The sequence below is a fragment of the Lentilactobacillus fungorum genome, assembly GCF_016860605.1.
Classification (GTDB): Bacteria; Bacillota; Bacilli; order Lactobacillales; family Lactobacillaceae; genus Lentilactobacillus; species Lentilactobacillus fungorum.
Genome location: NZ_BNJR01000012.1, coordinates 122,492 through 138,806, shown reverse-complemented (window position 1 = coordinate 138,806; position 16,315 = coordinate 122,492). Strand labels below are relative to the sequence as shown.

General features: G+C 44.0%; 15 protein-coding genes and 1 riboswitch. Of the genes, 10 read left to right on the top strand and 5 right to left on the bottom strand.

Going from position 1 to position 16,315, the window contains the following annotated elements; all coding sequences use genetic code 11:
• Positions 1 to 60 precede the first annotated feature (60 nt).
• A riboswitch (cobalamin riboswitch) is annotated at positions 61 to 228 on the bottom strand.
• A gap of 101 nt (positions 229 to 329) precedes the next feature.
• The 6 genes from YK48G_RS06340 to YK48G_RS06315 all read left to right on the top strand — a co-directional run bounded on the left by YK48G_RS06340 (position 330) and on the right by YK48G_RS06315 (position 6,473).
• Positions 330 to 1,289 (top strand): D-2-hydroxyacid dehydrogenase, encoded by a 960-nt coding sequence (locus YK48G_RS06340; RefSeq protein WP_203629876.1) that lies wholly within the window; start codon positions 330 to 332, stop codon positions 1,287 to 1,289.
• A 192-nt stretch (positions 1,290 to 1,481) separates the two neighbouring features.
• Complete coding sequence (locus tag YK48G_RS06335) at positions 1,482 to 2,570, top strand: ABC transporter ATP-binding protein (protein ID WP_203629875.1); 1,089 nt, start codon at positions 1,482 to 1,484, stop codon at positions 2,568 to 2,570.
• A complete protein-coding gene (locus YK48G_RS06330; protein WP_203629874.1) occupies positions 2,563 to 3,522 on the top strand; it encodes a carbohydrate ABC transporter permease in 960 nt (319 codons plus the stop codon). The genes YK48G_RS06335 and YK48G_RS06330 overlap by 8 nt, the downstream gene beginning before the upstream one ends.
• On the top strand, positions 3,522 to 4,352 hold the full coding sequence (locus YK48G_RS06325; protein WP_203629873.1) for a carbohydrate ABC transporter permease: 831 nt from the start codon (positions 3,522 to 3,524) through the stop codon (positions 4,350 to 4,352). Before YK48G_RS06330 ends, YK48G_RS06325 begins: the two co-directional genes overlap by 1 nt.
• The gene (locus YK48G_RS06320; RefSeq protein ID WP_203629872.1) at positions 4,349 to 5,713 is read left to right on the top strand and encodes an ABC transporter substrate-binding protein; all 1,365 of its coding nucleotides are present in this window, start codon (positions 4,349 to 4,351) and stop codon (positions 5,711 to 5,713) included. The genes YK48G_RS06325 and YK48G_RS06320 overlap by 4 nt, the downstream gene beginning before the upstream one ends.
• A gap of 31 nt (positions 5,714 to 5,744) precedes the next feature.
• On the top strand, positions 5,745 to 6,473 hold the full coding sequence (locus YK48G_RS06315) for a glycerophosphodiester phosphodiesterase (protein ID WP_203629871.1): 729 nt from the start codon (positions 5,745 to 5,747) through the stop codon (positions 6,471 to 6,473).
• 218 nt (positions 6,474 to 6,691) lie between these two features.
• On the opposite strand, the gene YK48G_RS06310 is transcribed toward YK48G_RS06315, so the two are convergent.
• From YK48G_RS06310 to YK48G_RS06300, 3 genes are all read right to left on the bottom strand, one after another.
• On the bottom strand, positions 6,692 to 7,150 hold the full coding sequence (locus YK48G_RS06310; RefSeq protein ID WP_203629870.1) for a nitroreductase family protein: 459 nt from the start codon (positions 7,148 to 7,150) through the stop codon (positions 6,692 to 6,694).
• A gap of 306 nt (positions 7,151 to 7,456) precedes the next feature.
• A complete protein-coding gene (locus YK48G_RS06305) occupies positions 7,457 to 8,302 on the bottom strand; it encodes an aldo/keto reductase (RefSeq protein ID WP_203629869.1) in 846 nt (281 codons plus the stop codon).
• Positions 8,303 to 8,322: 20 nt separating this feature from the next.
• On the bottom strand, positions 8,323 to 8,652 hold the full coding sequence (locus YK48G_RS06300; protein WP_203629868.1) for a hypothetical protein: 330 nt from the start codon (positions 8,650 to 8,652) through the stop codon (positions 8,323 to 8,325).
• A 305-nt stretch (positions 8,653 to 8,957) separates the two neighbouring features.
• Here YK48G_RS06300 and hemH point away from each other — a divergent pair, with 305 nt between their 5' ends.
• From hemH to YK48G_RS06285, 3 genes are all read left to right on the top strand, one after another.
• Positions 8,958 to 9,920 (top strand): ferrochelatase, encoded by a 963-nt coding sequence (hemH, locus tag YK48G_RS06295; RefSeq protein WP_203629867.1) that lies wholly within the window; start codon positions 8,958 to 8,960, stop codon positions 9,918 to 9,920.
• On the top strand, positions 9,917 to 11,242 hold the full coding sequence (locus YK48G_RS06290; RefSeq protein ID WP_203629866.1) for an Nramp family divalent metal transporter: 1,326 nt from the start codon (positions 9,917 to 9,919) through the stop codon (positions 11,240 to 11,242). The genes hemH and YK48G_RS06290 overlap by 4 nt, the downstream gene beginning before the upstream one ends.
• A gap of 77 nt (positions 11,243 to 11,319) precedes the next feature.
• Complete coding sequence (locus YK48G_RS06285; protein WP_203629865.1) at positions 11,320 to 12,129, top strand: flavodoxin family protein; 810 nt, start codon at positions 11,320 to 11,322, stop codon at positions 12,127 to 12,129.
• A gap of 197 nt (positions 12,130 to 12,326) precedes the next feature.
• Here YK48G_RS06285 and YK48G_RS06280 read toward each other — a convergent pair whose 3' ends face one another.
• The gene (locus tag YK48G_RS06280) at positions 12,327 to 13,715 is read right to left on the bottom strand and encodes a hypothetical protein (protein WP_203629864.1); all 1,389 of its coding nucleotides are present in this window, start codon (positions 13,713 to 13,715) and stop codon (positions 12,327 to 12,329) included.
• 343 nt (positions 13,716 to 14,058) lie between these two features.
• Here YK48G_RS06280 and YK48G_RS06275 point away from each other — a divergent pair, with 343 nt between their 5' ends.
• Complete coding sequence (locus YK48G_RS06275) at positions 14,059 to 14,991, top strand: nucleoside hydrolase (protein ID WP_203629863.1); 933 nt, start codon at positions 14,059 to 14,061, stop codon at positions 14,989 to 14,991.
• Positions 14,992 to 15,142: 151 nt separating this feature from the next.
• Here the strand turns inward: YK48G_RS06275 and YK48G_RS06270 are convergent, their stop codons facing one another.
• Complete coding sequence (locus YK48G_RS06270; RefSeq protein ID WP_203629862.1) at positions 15,143 to 16,183, bottom strand: zinc-binding dehydrogenase; 1,041 nt, start codon at positions 16,181 to 16,183, stop codon at positions 15,143 to 15,145.
• Between the last annotated feature and the right edge of the window lie 132 nt (positions 16,184 to 16,315).

Below are 16,315 nucleotides of genomic sequence, written 5' to 3'. Positions count from 1 at the left end.
GAAATAAATCAGGTACCTGACATGAGATATTAATTGACAAAGCCGACCCTAAGACACTTTGCAATCGGCACCATTAACGTCTCCTGACTTGATATCGTCCTCGACGATCCTCTTCCCAGATTGATCCAGTGAGATTTGACCGCTTCGTTTATCTTACAGTAGCTAAGGGGCTGTAAAGGCTTTTCACCTTTTTCCGATTAATGGTACTTCTTAACAGTGATAATTATAACACGTTTCGTAAGTGTTCCCGACTGACTATGAAAAATGATCAGTGAAACTAACAAATGTTTGCGGTACTATATGACTAAATAAATCATGGAGGCCAACAAATGAAAATTGTAGATTTAGACGGCTATGCATTGAACCCTGGTGATTTAAGTTGGGCGGGCTTTAAACAGTTCGGCGACTTTACTAATTACGATCGGACTGCAGACGACGATGCGGAAATCTTGGAGCGAATTGGTGATGCTGAAATTGTTCTTACCAATAAAACCCGATTGGACAAGCGGGTGATTGACCAAGCCCCCAAATTACAGTACATTGGTGTTTTGGCGACTGGCTATAACGTTGTTGATACGAATGCCGCCAAAGATAACAACGTCATCGTTACCAATATTCCAAGCTATGGCACCGATGCAGTTGCTCAACATACCTTTGCCTTGCTCCTAGAAATTACTAACCAAGTGGGGTTACATAGTGCCGCTGTTAGAAATGGTGAATGGACAAGCGCCAAAGACTTTACGTTTTGGAAGACGCCGTTGATTTCATTAACTGGTAAGGTGCTGGGGATTATTGGATTTGGCCGAATTGGTCAAGCGGTTGCCCAGATTGCCCATTCATTTGGCATGGCGGTCATCTTTTATAACCATCACGTCAAAAAGGTTGATGAAAATTGGGCTAAGCAGGTGACTTTGGAACAATTGTATGCTCAAGCTGATATCATTACGCTGCATACACCTCAGACACCTGAAACGGAAGAGATCATTAATCAACAATCAATTGCAAAGATGAAGGACGGGGTTATCTTAATTAATACCGCGCGAGGCGGATTATTGAACGAGGCCGACGTGGCTGAGGCACTGAACGATGGCAAAATTAAGGCGTTGGGCGCTGATGTTGCTTCAAAAGAACCAATTAATGATGATAATCCGTTAATCACCGCCAAGAACACCTTTTTAACGCCGCACATTGCGTGGGCGGCAACGGCAATTCGTGATCGCTTAATGGGCATCGCGGTTCATAATTTGAAAGCCTATTTAGCTGGGAAGCCAGAAAACGTAGTCGATTAATTACAAAAATAAGCTGGTAAGCATTCAGACGATCTGTCTGGAGACTTACCAGCTTATTTTTGTGAGGAAACGATAACTAAAACATAATCATTATCAAAAATTTACGTCACTTTTACATCGCCTAAACGTCACTTTTACATTCAACCCTCACAATGGATTTGTAGCGAAATAAAAGAAGTTGAGGTGAGAATTTTGTCAATTACGTTAAACGATGTTCGAAAAGATTACGATAGCCAAACGGCAGTCTTAAAAAATGTGTCAGCAAAGATTGAAACTGGCGAATTCTTCGTCATTGTCGGTCCCTCCGGCTGCGGGAAAAGTACGCTGTTGCGGATGATCGCTGGCCTAACCCCCATTACGGCCGGCGAAATTAAAATTGATGATACGGTGGTCAATGATTTGCCACCAAAGGCGCGAAAGTTGACAATGGTCTTTCAAAACTATGCTCTGTTTCCGTTTTTAAGTGTTTGGGATAACGTGGCTTTTGGGCTCAAAGCCCGCAAGCTTGCCACGGATGATATTAATGCCCGGGTTAAAGAGGCGTTGAAGATGGTGAACTTGACGAAGCTGGCAAAACGTAAGCCCCGGGAATTGTCCGGCGGCCAGCGCCAGCGGGTTGCCTTGGCTAGAGCGGTTGCCAGCGATGCGAAGATTTGCTTGATGGATGAGCCACTGTCTAACTTGGATGCCCAATTACGAATCAAAATGCGCCAAGAAATTTATGCTCTGCAGCGCAAATTGGGGCTAACACTTATCTATGTTACACATGATCAAGTTGAAGCGATGACCATGGCTGATCACATCATGGTCTTAAATGATCGCCATGTTCAACAAATCGGCACCCCTAGCGATATCTATCAAAATCCAAGGAACGCCTTTGTGGCCAAATTCTTTGGCACTCCCCAAATTAACATTTTGCCTGCCAAACGTTCCGAAGAAAATAGTCATATTGTCAACGTTTCTTCTGACCTACAAATTGTTTTGGACGAAGAAGCCCCATCAGCAAATCTTCAAATTGGCATTCGGCCGGATGATATGCAAGTTAAACGTGCAGACGGAGTTGAGTCAAACGCGGTGGTTAAAAATACTGAGTTTTTGGGGGATGAAACGATCGTTTATGCCACGCTTAATAGCGGTAGTGACATCCATGTTGTATTACCCGGCAAAGCTGATTTTAGAAGCTATGAACCCATTAGAGTGACGGCAAATGCCAATCTCATGTTCTTTGATCCTGATGGCAAACGAATTGATCTTTCAAAGGAGGCCTATGTTCATGCTTAAGTCACCTGCATCAAACCCAACGGCGGGCGTTCATTCTGCCGATACCCAAGCAAAAATCGAAGCGTCTGAAAAGACGTTTTCACTTAATGCTAAGGATAAATATTATGCTTGGTTGTTTCTGGGACCATCGCTGCTAATTCTAGGGGTCTTTATTTTCTACCCCATGTTTAGAACGTTATATCTAAGCCTATTTTTGACTAATACTGTTGGCAAGCCCACTGTCTTTGTCGGCCTTCAAAATTACGTTAACTTATTGACGTCAGCTGATTACTTAAATAGCTTGTTAGTTACGATGGTTTATGTATTGGGAGTCACAGCCGCCACGATTGTTTTAGGGCTGTTGCTTGCCAACTTGGCAAGCAAACAATTAGCTGGAATTGGCATCTTTCGAACATTATTTTCGGCTACGATGGGCGTATCTGTTTCGGTCGCTGCAATCTTTTGGTTGTTTATTTTTAACCCATCGACCGGCTTTTTAGCGTTAATGAGTACTTGGCTGCATTTACCAGTCATCCCATGGCTGACCAATTCAACTTGGGCAATGATTGCCGTTATCATCACGACTGTTTGGATGAATTTAGGCTTCACGTTTCTGATCCTCTTTGGGGCAATCCAATCAGTTCCTAGGACACTTTACGAAGCTGCCAGTATTGAAGGTGCCTCTTCTCGTTTTCAGTTCTTTCACATTACGATCCCATCAATTTCGCCAACCCTATTCTTTGTTTCAATCGTCACGTTGATCGAGGGTTTCAAAAGTTTTGGCTTAATTGATTTGATGACCAAAGGGGGACCGACTAATGCCACTAATATGCTGGTCTATCGAATTTATAAGGATGCCTTTTATAGCGGCAACTTTTCCCAGGCAAGTGCGGAGTCGCTAATTTTAACCGTGATTATTGCATTGTTTACGCTGTTGCAGTTTAAGGTTTTGGAAAAGCGGGTGAATTACTAATGGACGTTGTGGCAAAACCAAAATTCGGCAAAAACTTTGGCAGTTATGTTTTATTGACCATCTTGGCGCTAATTGTCTTGGCACCGTTTTTTATCGGTCTTTGGACGAGTTTCTTGCCAACGATGCAGATTGCCAAGGGAAACTTTTTGAGCACGGATTTATCATTTCAAAATTATATTGATGCCTTTACCCAAACACCGATCCTTCATTATTTGGGAAATAGTTTAGTCATTTCAACGGTGACGATGTTTGCCCAATTGCTATTTTGTTCAATGAGTGCTTACGCATTTGTATTCTTGGACTTCAAGTATAAACGTGCTTTGTTCGTCCTGGTATTAGCGACAATGATGTTGCCATTTGAAGCTGAAATTATCCCTAACTTTTCAACCGTTAAAGCAATGGGCTTATTGAACAGTTATTCTGCTTTGGTGGTACCGTTTCTGACATCTGCCTTTGGGATTTTTATGTTACGTCAATCATTTAAGCAAATGCCAGTTGAATTGAAGGAAGCTGCTGATATCGAGGGGTTGGGTCATCTGCAGTTTTATTGGAAAATTGTGATGCCGTACAATCGAATTCCACTGATTACTTTGGGGGCATATAGTTTCTTAGGGGCTTGGAACCAGTACTTGTGGCCGATGCTGACCACCTTTAGTAATGCTTATCGGCCGGTTCAAAATGGGTTGCGCCAACTACAGTCAGAAGAAACTTTTAACGATTGGGGCATGATTCAGGCCACGGCAGCAATTGTGGTGATTCCAACGCTGGTCGTCCTTTTCGTTGGCCAACATTACTTTAAATCTGGTGCGAATGAAGGTGCAGTTAAATGATAGCAAAGTTCGGAACTTTTCTAAAAAAGCACTTTTTGCCAATCTTGGGGGTCATCGTCATTGCCATTGGGGTCGTATTCGTTAACGCCTCCCATCATGAAACAACTGCTAAAGCCGGGCGCACACCAATTGTTTTTTGGCATGAAATGGGCGGCCCAGCCGAACAGGCATTGGATAAAATGGTGAAAAGCTTTAATCAATCTCAAGATAAGTATGAGGTGATTCCCCAGTACGAGGGCTCCTATGATGAAGCGGTTCAAAAAATTATTCAAAGTCACGGCACGAGTGCTTCGCCAGCGTTATTCCAGTCGTTTGATATTTCAACGGCGCAAATGATGCATAGCAAGTACACTACGCCGGTTCAAAAGTTCATTGACGAGGAACACTATGATACCAGCGATATTTCACCGGTTGCCCGTTCATTTTACTCAAATAAGGGCCAGCAGTTAGCATTGCCATTCAACACGTCACAGCCTGTCTTGTACTATAACGCAACGTTGTTGAAGAAATACGGGATTACGCCGCCGTCTAAGTCACCAAGTTATAGTGAAATTACGCGGATTGCCAAACAATTGTATGAAAAGTCACATCACCAAGTTAAGGGGATGACGATGGAGATTTATGGTTGGCTATTAGAAGAAGCGCTTGCCAATGATAAGACGTCATTGATTAATCATGGGGATGGCCATACTGGCAACCCCACCAAGATTAGTGTCAACAATCCCAACACGGTTAAGTTTTTAAAGTGGATTCGGACAAACATTAAATCTGGCGACTTTGTCAATTATGGTTCCGGTGCCAGTGCCGAAACTAATGAAATTGCGGCTTTCTTAGCCGGCAAGTTAGGGATTTTCGTTCAATCCTCTGCCTACATTGGCCAGTTGACCACGGGCAATAAGAACGAGCTGGGAATCAGCTACTTCCCACATCCCGATGGCACCAAAGCCAATGGGGTCGGTATTGGCGGTGCTGCGCTTTGGATTTCAAATGATAAGCCCGAAAAAGTTCAAAAGGGTGCTTTTGAATTCATCAAGTACGCCGAAAATGCTAAGAACCAGGCTAATTGGCAGGTCGCAACCGGCTACTTGGCACTTAATAAGAACTCACAAAAGGAAAAAGTCCTCCAGGATCTTTATAAAAAGATCCCGGCAGCCCGAGTTCCTGGTGAGCAGCTTGCGAGTGCCAAACCAAATAATGCCAACTCAGGTATTTTGATGGAGGGGATGCAACTAACAAGAGAATTAGAAGAAACCGCAATGGAGACGGTATATAACGGCGGTAATATTAATAGTGCCCTGACAACTGCCGATAAAGCGATGAATGCCAATCTCCAAACAACGAATAAAGCCAACGGTCGCTAGACAAGAGAGAATTGAAAGGAAGTTAAGCTAAATGACAACCAACACATTGATTTTTGGGCATCGTGGTTACCCGGAGCGCTTTATGGAAAATTCACTTGATGGTTTTATTTACGCAATTGATCATGGTGTTGAAGGGTTGGAATTTGACGTTCATCTAACCAAGGATAACGTCCCGGTGATTATGCATGATGAACGGATTAACCGAACAACTAATGGTACTGGCAGGATTCGCGACTATACCTTAGAAGAATTGCGGCAGTATCGATTAAAGGATGGCCAAAAAATCCCAACGTTAAGAGATTTATTGACGGTTGCCAATCAACAGCCAGTTCATCTGAATCTGGAGTTTAAAACGAATAAGATTCATTACCCTCACATCGAACAAATTGTCTTGGAGATGGTTCGGCAATATGATCTTGAGTACCCAGTTATTTACTCGTCGTTTAACTTAGAATCGTTAGAAATTGCTAACCGAATTGATCCAAATCAGCAATATTGTCTGTTGTCCAATCATGTCATTCGCCACGCCAAGGAATTAATCCTAAAAGAACACTTAGCAGGCTTGCATTTGAGTCATTACCAGCCATTGGGCAACATTGAAGAGCGGATTTGGACTGTCGATGATCCCAAGCGTCAGGCTAAATTGTTAGCCAATCACGTCGCGGGCATTATCACAGATAATTTTGAGGCGGCTGAACGAATAAAGAATAGCGGGATGATGGCGACAATGTCGATGTCAACAGGACACGCCGGAGCTTAATTGAAAAAGTGGTGCGGTATCTAAGAATCAACTGATTAACCTAGCTTTAAAGTGGAACTAACCAGAAGTTGCATTATCAAACTCGGTCCATCGCTCATTTGAAGACAAAAATCACTAACTAACCCCCATCTGGATTGGCAATTCTTTGCCGATCAGGTGGGGGTTAGTTAGTGAAAAACAAATGAATTTAACTACTAGTCGGTTGGGTTGTCGACTATTTACTTCACAAAGTTGGTGTGAATTCGATCTAGTGGGACCTCTCTTGGGGTAAATTTCTCGTTAGTTTGGCCAATGGTCAATGCAAATATTGGGGTAAAGCCGTTTGGAATAACGCCATTTGGAATGGACCCAAGGCCGGCCATATTATAGTTAGCCCCTAAGCCCTGATCTTCTGCTGCCAGTTCCATGTTATGAACGATTGCGCCAGCCGAGATGTCTTTGCCAGCATCTGGCTCTTTGGCCGACAAAACAATAACGGTGGGGGCATCATAAATGCCACTCATCTTCGCCAATGTCTTGGGGTCTTGAATCACGGTTAATTGGTAATTGTCATATTGACCCATTGCGACCGGAGCCGCGTTAGCAGCAGTTAAAATTTCGTGCAGTTGATAATCGGTAATCTGGCCGTGGTATTCGCGAACGGCCTTACGTGAACTAATCATTTTTTGTGTTTCCATAATTATCGCCTCTAAATATAAAGTGAGCGGAGCCAAGCGTTTTGAAAGCGCCAAGTAGGCTAGGCGTTTCACGGCCGTCGGAGCGTAAGTCTCCTCTAACAGAAATTCCCGGTTCTGGAATTTTTGTTAGAGGTGCTTACGTGTAGCTTTCTGCCTGGCACAGCTGTCCTACTATAGTGAGCGGAGCAAAGCGCCTAGAAACCGGAGTGTAAGGCTCCTCAGCCAGAAATTCCCGGGCTTGGAATTTTTGGCTGAGGTGCTTACACGGAGGTTTCTGCTTTGCGGAGCTGTCCTAAGATTAATCCCCTATTCAAATTCCTCATACTCATTAGGATCTTGACCATCAACTCGGCCATCTGGTTTGGTCAAACTGTTGATTGACTGAATTTCATCGGCGGTCAATTTAAAATCGAAGATATTAAGGTTGTCGTGTTGATGATTTAAGTTAGCTGATCTTGGAATCGGGACAATACCGCGCTGATTGTGCCAGCGGAGAATGATTTGGCCGGTATTTTTATGATACTTTTCAGCTAACTCTTGAATAATTGGTTCTTTAAGAGCTGCACTACCTCGGCCTAATGGACTCCAAGCTTCAGTCACAATGCCGCGCTTTTGATCAGCTTGAAGCATTCGCTCGTTGTTCCAGTAGGGATGAACTTCGATTTGGTTGACGGCCGGGGTAACGCCAGTTTCATGAATCAAGCGGTCCAAGTGTTCCGGTTCAAAATTCGAAACGCCGACCGAACGAATTAAGCCACGTTCTTGAGCATCGATCATTGCTTGAAAAGCTTCAACATAATGATCACGTTTAGGCAGCGGCCAGTGAATCAAGTAAAGATCAAAATAGTCTAATCCCAGCCGGTAAAGACTTTCTTGGATGGCTTTAGTCGCTTCATGATATTGATGATATTTGCCTGGAAGCTTTGAAGTGACAAAGAAGTCGGCTCTGGGCAATCCTGATCGGCGAATGGCTTCACCAACCATTCCTTCATTATCGTAATTGGTGGCGGTATCAAGGCCGCGATACCCATCGTTAATAGCGGCGAGAACTTGCTGCAGCCCATTGCCACCGCGAATTTGGTAAGTTCCTAATTCGATTTCTGGCATTTTAAAGCCGTCGTTCATTGTGATTTCAGGCACTTTTGCAGACATAGACATGACCTCCAGTAAATTCATTTATCAGAATGATGATCGGTTGGACGCTGAGCATTATCCGGTTTGGTACCCTTATCAGGGTGTTCGGTTGAGCGATTGGATTGGTCAGCCAATTTTCTAACGGTAATGTACCAGCCAACCTGCATTGAGCGGTTTGGATTAATGTACTCAACGCTCAACAGATATTGCTTGGCACTGGGGCTTTTTTCAAGAAGCATATTTTTAATTTCAAGCGCATCAGCCCGGGTATCAAAACGGAAGTTGCTATTCGTGCTGTAATTGCTGTGCTTACTTGGATCTTCGTATTCTTGGTTAAAGAAGTCCAAGTATTCTTTGGCATTGTTCACGGGTTAATCACGTCCTTCCTAGTGTCTATTGTACTCAATAAGCGAACCGATTTCATTGTTAAGGTCAAATTGTTTTCCAACGAATTGTTTTTCAAACTTAAAAACTTTAAAATAAAGTGAGCGGAGCAAAGTGGTTAGGGATCGCCAGGTAGGCTAGGCGTTTCACGGCCGTCGGAGTGTAAGTCTCCTTTGCAGGAAATTCCCGGGCTTGGAATTTTTGGCTGAGGTGCTTACATGGAGGTTTCTGCTTTGCACAGCTGTCCTACAAAAGCACTTACGCCAAACCACAAAAAAGGGGGGTTAGCATGTCGCAAAACGGATTATTACTGGTCAATCTGGGATCACCGGCATCTCCACGGCCAAAAGATGTGAAGGCATATTTGAAGGAATTTTTGAGTGATCAAAACGTTGTCACCTTACCTAAATGGTTTTGGCAGCCATTACTGCGGGGGATTATTTTGCCGATGCGGACATGGCGGTCAGCCACGTTTTATCAGCACATGTGGACACAAGCTGGCTCGCCTCTGACGGTTTATACAAAAATGATGACACAAAAAGTTCAACAACGTTTAACCACTTGGGATGTCCAATATGCGATGAACTATGGTGGCCCAACGATTGCCGAAAAGCTTAAATCGATGCATCAAAAGGGTGATCGACAGATTTTAGTCTTGCCACTATTTCCCAACTATACGCAAAGTACGCACGATACAATTATTGAAAAGGTTAAGGTGACTGGTGTGCCAGCGCGGATTATTAAGAACTTTTATGATCAGCCAACTTATCAAAAACTATTGGCGCGCCAAGTTGATGAATGCTATGTAAAGGGTGATTATGATGCGGTTATTTTCAGCTATCATGGGATTCCAATGTCGATGATTCATAACGGTGATCCTTATGAAAAAGAATGTAAAGCAACTACCGAGGCGACCGCAAAGTATCTCCAACAAGTTCCCAGAAATAAAATTATGACCGTTTTTCAATCTAAGTTTGGTCCAATGCCGTGGTTAAAGCCTTATTTAAAAAACACTTTAATGGAATTAGCAGCAATGGGTAAACGAAATGTGCTCATCGTCACACCTTCCTTTGTGGAAGATTGTTTGGAGACCCTTGAAGAAAATGACGTCCAAAATTACCAGACCTTTCGCTCCAGCGGCGGCAAGGTCTTTGATGCCGTGCCGCCAATGAATGCTAGCGATGATTTTTGTGAATTTATTGCTGAGTTGAGCCGGCAAAAATTAGCAGTTAACTGGGGGGCATGCAGATGAGCGACCAGCAAAATAAGAGCCTTGATGAAATTAACCGCAGCGTCAAGGTCCCCAGTGTTTATGAAACCTCATTTCTCCAAAAGTTCCTGGCTTACAGCGGCCCGGGTGCCTTGGTTGCGGTTGGCTATATGGATCCTGGCAATTGGTTAACTTCTTTAGCGGGCGGCAGCCAGTATCGCTATGAATTGTTGTCTGTTTTGTTGATTTCAATTCTAGTTGCTATGTTTATGCAGCGCCTAGCGATTAAATTGGGAGTGGTATCACGCCTTGATTTGGCTCAAGCAATTGCCGAAAGGGTGTCACGGCCAGTTCGTTATGGGCTGTGGCTGATTAATGAGCTGGCCATGATGGCGACGGATATGACCGGTGTGGTGGGGACCTCAATTGCCCTTAACCTGTTGTTCGGACTGCCACTTGCATTTGGCATTTTTCTCACGATTCTTGACGTTTTGATAGTGCTATTATTCCTGAGATTTGGTATTCGCCGGATTGAGTTTATTGTTTTAGCTGCTATTCTGGCAGTCGGCGTTATTTTTGGCATGGAGGTCTTTCGAGCTAACCCGCCAATCTTAAAAATCTGTAAAGGGCTTTTACCAACGCCTTCAATTATTACCAATCATGGTAAGTTAGTGATGAGCTTGGGAATTATCGGGGCGACGATTATGCCACACAACGTTTATTTGCATTCATCACTGGCACAAAGTCGGCGTTACGATTATCATGATCCTAGACAAGTGAATGAGGCTTTGCGCTTTGGTAATTGGGACTCAAACGTTCATCTGGTGGCGGCATTTTTAATCAATGCGTTGCTATTGATTCTCGGTGGCACCCTATTTTTTAATCAACATACGAATTTTTCGGCCTTTCAAGACGTGTATAACGGCTTACAAAGTTCTACGGTGGTTGGCAATTTAGCAAGCTCACTAATGAGCACTTTGTTTGCTTTTGCGCTGTTGATTACGGGGCTGATTTCATCGATTACCAGCACACTGGCTGGGCAGATTGTGATGGAAGGCTATCTACATATTCGATTGCCATTGTGGGAACGACGGCTGCTAACCCGGTTTGTGACCCTGATTCCAATCTTGATGATTGGGTTTATTGTTGGCTTTAACGATCAGACGTTTGAAAATATGATTGTCTTTGCACAAATCGCGTTGTCGATTGCGCTGCCGTTCACTTTATTTCCGATGATTGCTTTGACAAGTAGCCCTGATTTAATGAAAAAGCATGCCAACAACTGGACGACAACCGTGATTGGTTATCTGTTAACAGCAATTATTACAGTTTTGAATTTGCAGTTTATTGTTGTGTCATTTTAGTGCACAAAGCAGAAAACTGCGCGTAAGCACCTCAGCCAAAAATTCTAACTCGGAAATTTTGGGTTGAAGAAAGTTATATGCCAGTTCCTAATTGCTTTGCTCACTATTTTAAGGGGGATTATCTATTGAAAATACTTGGGATCTTGGGGGCTCATCGAAATGATGGGGTGACAGCAAAAATGCTTGCTGCCGTGATGGCTGGCGTTCAAAAGCCAAATGAAGCTGAAACGATTTATTTAGAAGATTATCCGTTCAAGCCGGATCGAGGTGATCAAAAGGATCCGGTGTTAGATGAATTGGAACAAAAGATGCTTGAAAGTGACGTTTGGGTGATTGCTGCCCCAACTTATTGGGGTGGCTTGGCTGGTCAAATGAAAGACTTTTTTGACTGTATGCGCCAGCGCCTGGTTCGCTTTGATCATACTGGGGGGACTCATCCAGATCGATTCAAAAACAAACATTATTTAAGCATTACCGATTGTTACACCGGTACCTTTGAAAATTGGGTGACGGGGGTAACCGACCAAAGCTTTCGAACCATTGATAAAGTGATGACTGCAGCTGGAGTCATCAAACTCCATGAACTGGTCCTCACAAATACCTGGGGGCTTGTCGAACTGCCGGAAAATAAAAAACAGACGTGCCTAAAGTGGGGTCAACGTCTGAATTCTGTGAAAAAGCGAGATGACAATACATTGAAACGGTATATTGAATTATTTTTTATGATTGCGTTCATGGCCCTGCTCACCATGGGGATTCAGTTGGGCTTTAAGTTGGTTCCTGCTCAAGCATTTTGGCTGCGGTATGTTTCGTTTGTTTTGATTTTTTATGTCTTATTAGCTTGCATCCTGCATTTCTTCACCGTGGTCAAACATCGGCGCCGTTAATTATTAAGAGCGTCTAACCAAAATAATAACTGGTTCTCAACTGAACCCAAATTAGGAACGGTCACTTGGCAAGCTCTTGTCGACGACTCACTGGCAAACTTTATCAAAGCCATTTCGTCGATGAGGCTTGTTTTTTGTATCGGCAAACGGGTTTTTGTAGGAACTGAATAAATGAGTGTGCCGCTGGCCGCCATTTATCATTGATGCTTCAAAGCCATTTCTAACGGGGTTAAAGCTTCCGCTAAGGCAGCTCGTTTAGGATGGGCGGCAAGAAGCTGATCGATCCAAGCAATGGCAAGTTGCTTTTTTCCATAAGCGGCATAGTCTTGGATTTGGTGAGCAAGCCGCTGGTCGGCCTTTCGACTTACAGCGTGGTTATTTAAAATAATTTGGTGATAGTACAACGTATCAATTTGTTTTGGAAAACGGGCATATAGCGTTTTGCCATAGGTAGTGACAATCTTTGGGTTGTGCCTAACCACTTGTAGCAATTCAGCATATTTGTGCTCTTCAGCTAATATTTCAGCGTAATCGACTGGTGGCAGTGTCTTTTCAACTTGGGCAATTAATTTGGGCCCTTCAACATCCCAAAAACCGTCTTCTTGGATGAGTTGTTTGAGCGGTTCATAGGCGGACAGGGTACCCCTGAATAGCTCACGTTTCAAAATTTCCTCCTGTTTTTGCCGCTGGTCGGTGCCATTGTAAATTTTGATAAGGTACTGCTCCCAGATGCGTCGCCAGCCGGGGTCTTGCTGGGAGGCGTCTAGGCACAACCTTTCGGCCATCTTAAACTCCTTATCATGCAGAGCAAGGCGGATCCGCTGTTCGCGAATCTCTGGCGAGTTCATATAGCGATCCAAGTAACGTTTAGCCTGATCCTTTTTGCCCATGTAGTAAAGTAAATTGGCATTTAAAATTTTGTCATAGGTTCTTGACTGTGTTTGGTCATAACCTTCCTCAGCGCGGTTGGTGACGGCAGTTGAGGCGTTTTTAACAATTCGGATAGTTTTACTCGTAATGAGTGGCAAACTCACAAGAATGAGGTGATACCGGTTTGCCGGCCAATCATCAAAACGTTTCAGACGAAAGACACTGACAATTTTTTTGATTAGCTCATTTTTTTGATCATCGCTCAGTTGGTGTTTACTAGCCTTTAAGCTGAGCCGGCGAATAGCATCCAGGGCGTTATTAAACGTTGCCGTTAGTGGACCAACACTACTATCAGCAGTGTTAAAGAGTCTGCCAGCTACCGCAATCACCAGCAAAAGGCCATCCATTGCGTGGCTGACATAGCCTTGCTCCAGTCGGCGCATATAATTGTCGACCATATCGTCTAATGCTTCGCAGACATTATCGCAGCCGACGTCGTCCAAAATCCCGTGGTGCTTGTTAATCTTGATAATCTCTTGAAGGGTCTTTTTCGTAGCGGCAAGTTCAGTCTGGGTATCTAATTCACCAAATTGGGCGGTAACGTCTTGGAGAAAACTGGGGTCGTATTCTGCTCGCTTAATAATCAACCTACGAAGTGCATCAATGTTTGCGTGGTTCACAACTTTAATTAAAGACTGACGATGTTGAGTATCCAATTCGTTCTCACCCCTTAAGATAATACAACTGTTATATTTCGATTCGATAATACCACAAAATTTAACTTAGAGCTATTATCCATTATGGACGTTAACTATGGATTCCGGTATGATTAAGGATAGGATAATGATGCTGGGCGAAAGGTTTGTTTTGACGGTTGTGAAACGCCTAGCCTATCTGTCGCTTTCTAAGCGCCTGGTAGGACAGCTACGCCAGGCAGAAAGCTACACGTAAGCACCTCTAACACAAATTCCAAGCCCGGGAATTTATGTTAGAGGAGACTTACGCTCCGCTTTCTAAGCGCCTGGCTTCGCTCACTTTTAATCATAGGAGGATACTACCTTGAAAAATGTTTATTTTAATCACGATGGTAACGTGGATGATCTGGTCTCGCTACTTTTACTATTACAGATGCCAGAAGTTCACTTAACTGGGGTTTCGGTAATTGATGCCGATGGATTCATTGAAGGTTCAGTACCAGCTTCACAAAAGATTATCGCTCGCTTTGGTCGGGGTGCTAAAGTTTCGGTTGCTGCATCAAATTCGCGAGCAGTTCACCAATTTCCAAAGGAGTGGCGATTAAGTTCGTTTTCTTTTGACGCTTTTCCATTACTTAATGAGCATGGACCAGTTGAGGTGCCACTTGCCGATAAACCGGCTCACTTAGATATGATTGAAAAGCTCAAAGCAGCCGATGGTAAGACTGATTTGGTGATGACTGGGCCATTAACCGATTTGGCACGCGCACTCGAAGCTGATCCAACAATTACCGATCAAATTGAGCGGCTATACTGGATGGGCGGAACTATGCGAACCGAAGGCAATGTGCTTGAACCAAAGCACGATGGGTCTGCTGAGTGGAATGCCTACTGGGATCCTGAAGCGGTCAAAACTGTTTGGGATGCCGATATCGATATCCAAATGGTTGGCTTAGAAAGTACTAACCAAGTGCCGCTAAACGCCGATGTCCAACAGCATTGGGCATCACTGCGCCGCTATCCGATGATGGATTTAATTGGGCAAGGTTACGCACTGGTGTCATCATATGAAGCCAATTCGACATACTATTTATGGGATGTTTTGACAACCGTTGCCAGCCAATATCCTGACATGATTGAATCAAAAGCGATTCGCGGCGATGTACTAACCAGTGGCGCCAGTGCAGGCAGAACTTTTGAAACGGATAGTGGTCGACCAATTGACTTAGTTACAGAAGTTCACGCGAAGAAATTCTACGATAAAATTGATGAATTGTTGACGAGTTCGGATAAGTAAAGTGAGGTTAGTTACTGTGAAAGGTAGGTTTCTAAGGGAGCCCTTCTAATCATTTGGGCGTAACAAAAACACAGCAGGTAAGAATAAAGGGATGTTGATCCCCATTCTGCCTACTGTGTTTTTTTATTTGTAGATTGATTTGGTGATACGCTTAGCTAACCACCACTAAGGACTTAATCGCTTCACGCTTTGTCATTGCTTGATAAGCGTCATCAATGTCATCAAGGTCAAATCGTTGGGTAAAGACCTTACCAGGGTGAATGTCACCATCTAAAACGGCTTTGAGTAAGACCGACTTGTCGTAGGTAGTGACCGAAGCTGGGCCGCCGGCGATTGCTAAATTGCGATAAAATGGACTGGTTAAATCAGTTTTGGGTGTATGCGGCAAGCCAACTCGACCGACAATTGCACCGGGACGGGCAACACGCATGGCGGTCTCAGTAGACAATTCACTACCGACACACTCAAGCACGGCATCGGCACCGGCCCCGTTGGTTAATTCCATAACCTTGGCAACGGCTTGGTCGCCACGTTCCGGCACAATATCAGTGGCGCCAAATTCAGCCGCTAACTTTTGACGATCCTCGTGTCTGCTCATCGCAATGATCCGTTTAGCACCACGCATTTGAGCAGCAATGACACCACACAAACCAACCGCGCCGTCACCAACGACGACAACAGTATCGCCAACTTTAACGTTAGCTACGCGAGCGGCGTGATACCCAGTTGCCATTACATCAGCTAATGAGAGCAATGAATTAAGCATGCCGTCACTATAGTCTTCGGGTTTGCCAGGAATTTTCACTAATGACCATTCAGCGTGTTGATAACGAATGTATTCGGCTTGATAACCGGAACTAAAGTTGTCCTCGTGGCTTTGACAGCTGCCTTCATAGCCTGCTCGACAAGCAGCACAATGGCCGCAGCCGTGGGTGAATGGGGCAATGACAAAGTCGCCAGGTTTAACGGTCGTGATATCTTTGCCAACCGCTTCAACGATTCCGATGGCTTCGTGGCCGCTATTCTCTGAATTGGGATCTTTGGGTTCCAAATCACGATAAGCCCACAAATCAGAACCACAGACACAGGCTCGCAGTACGTGAATAATGACGTCATCAGCTTTTTTTAGTGTTGGTTTTTCAATGTTTTGAACTTCAACTTTACCAGGTTTAATAAATATGGTTGATTTCAATGTGAAGACTCCTTTGCTTAATTGTGTTTCACTCTTATCATACTCCTTGCCTAGATGACAATTCTACTGGTAAGTTATTCGCGTTCCACTAATCTTTTTGGCAGGATGGTCAGTCAGAGTAGTGCTGCGACT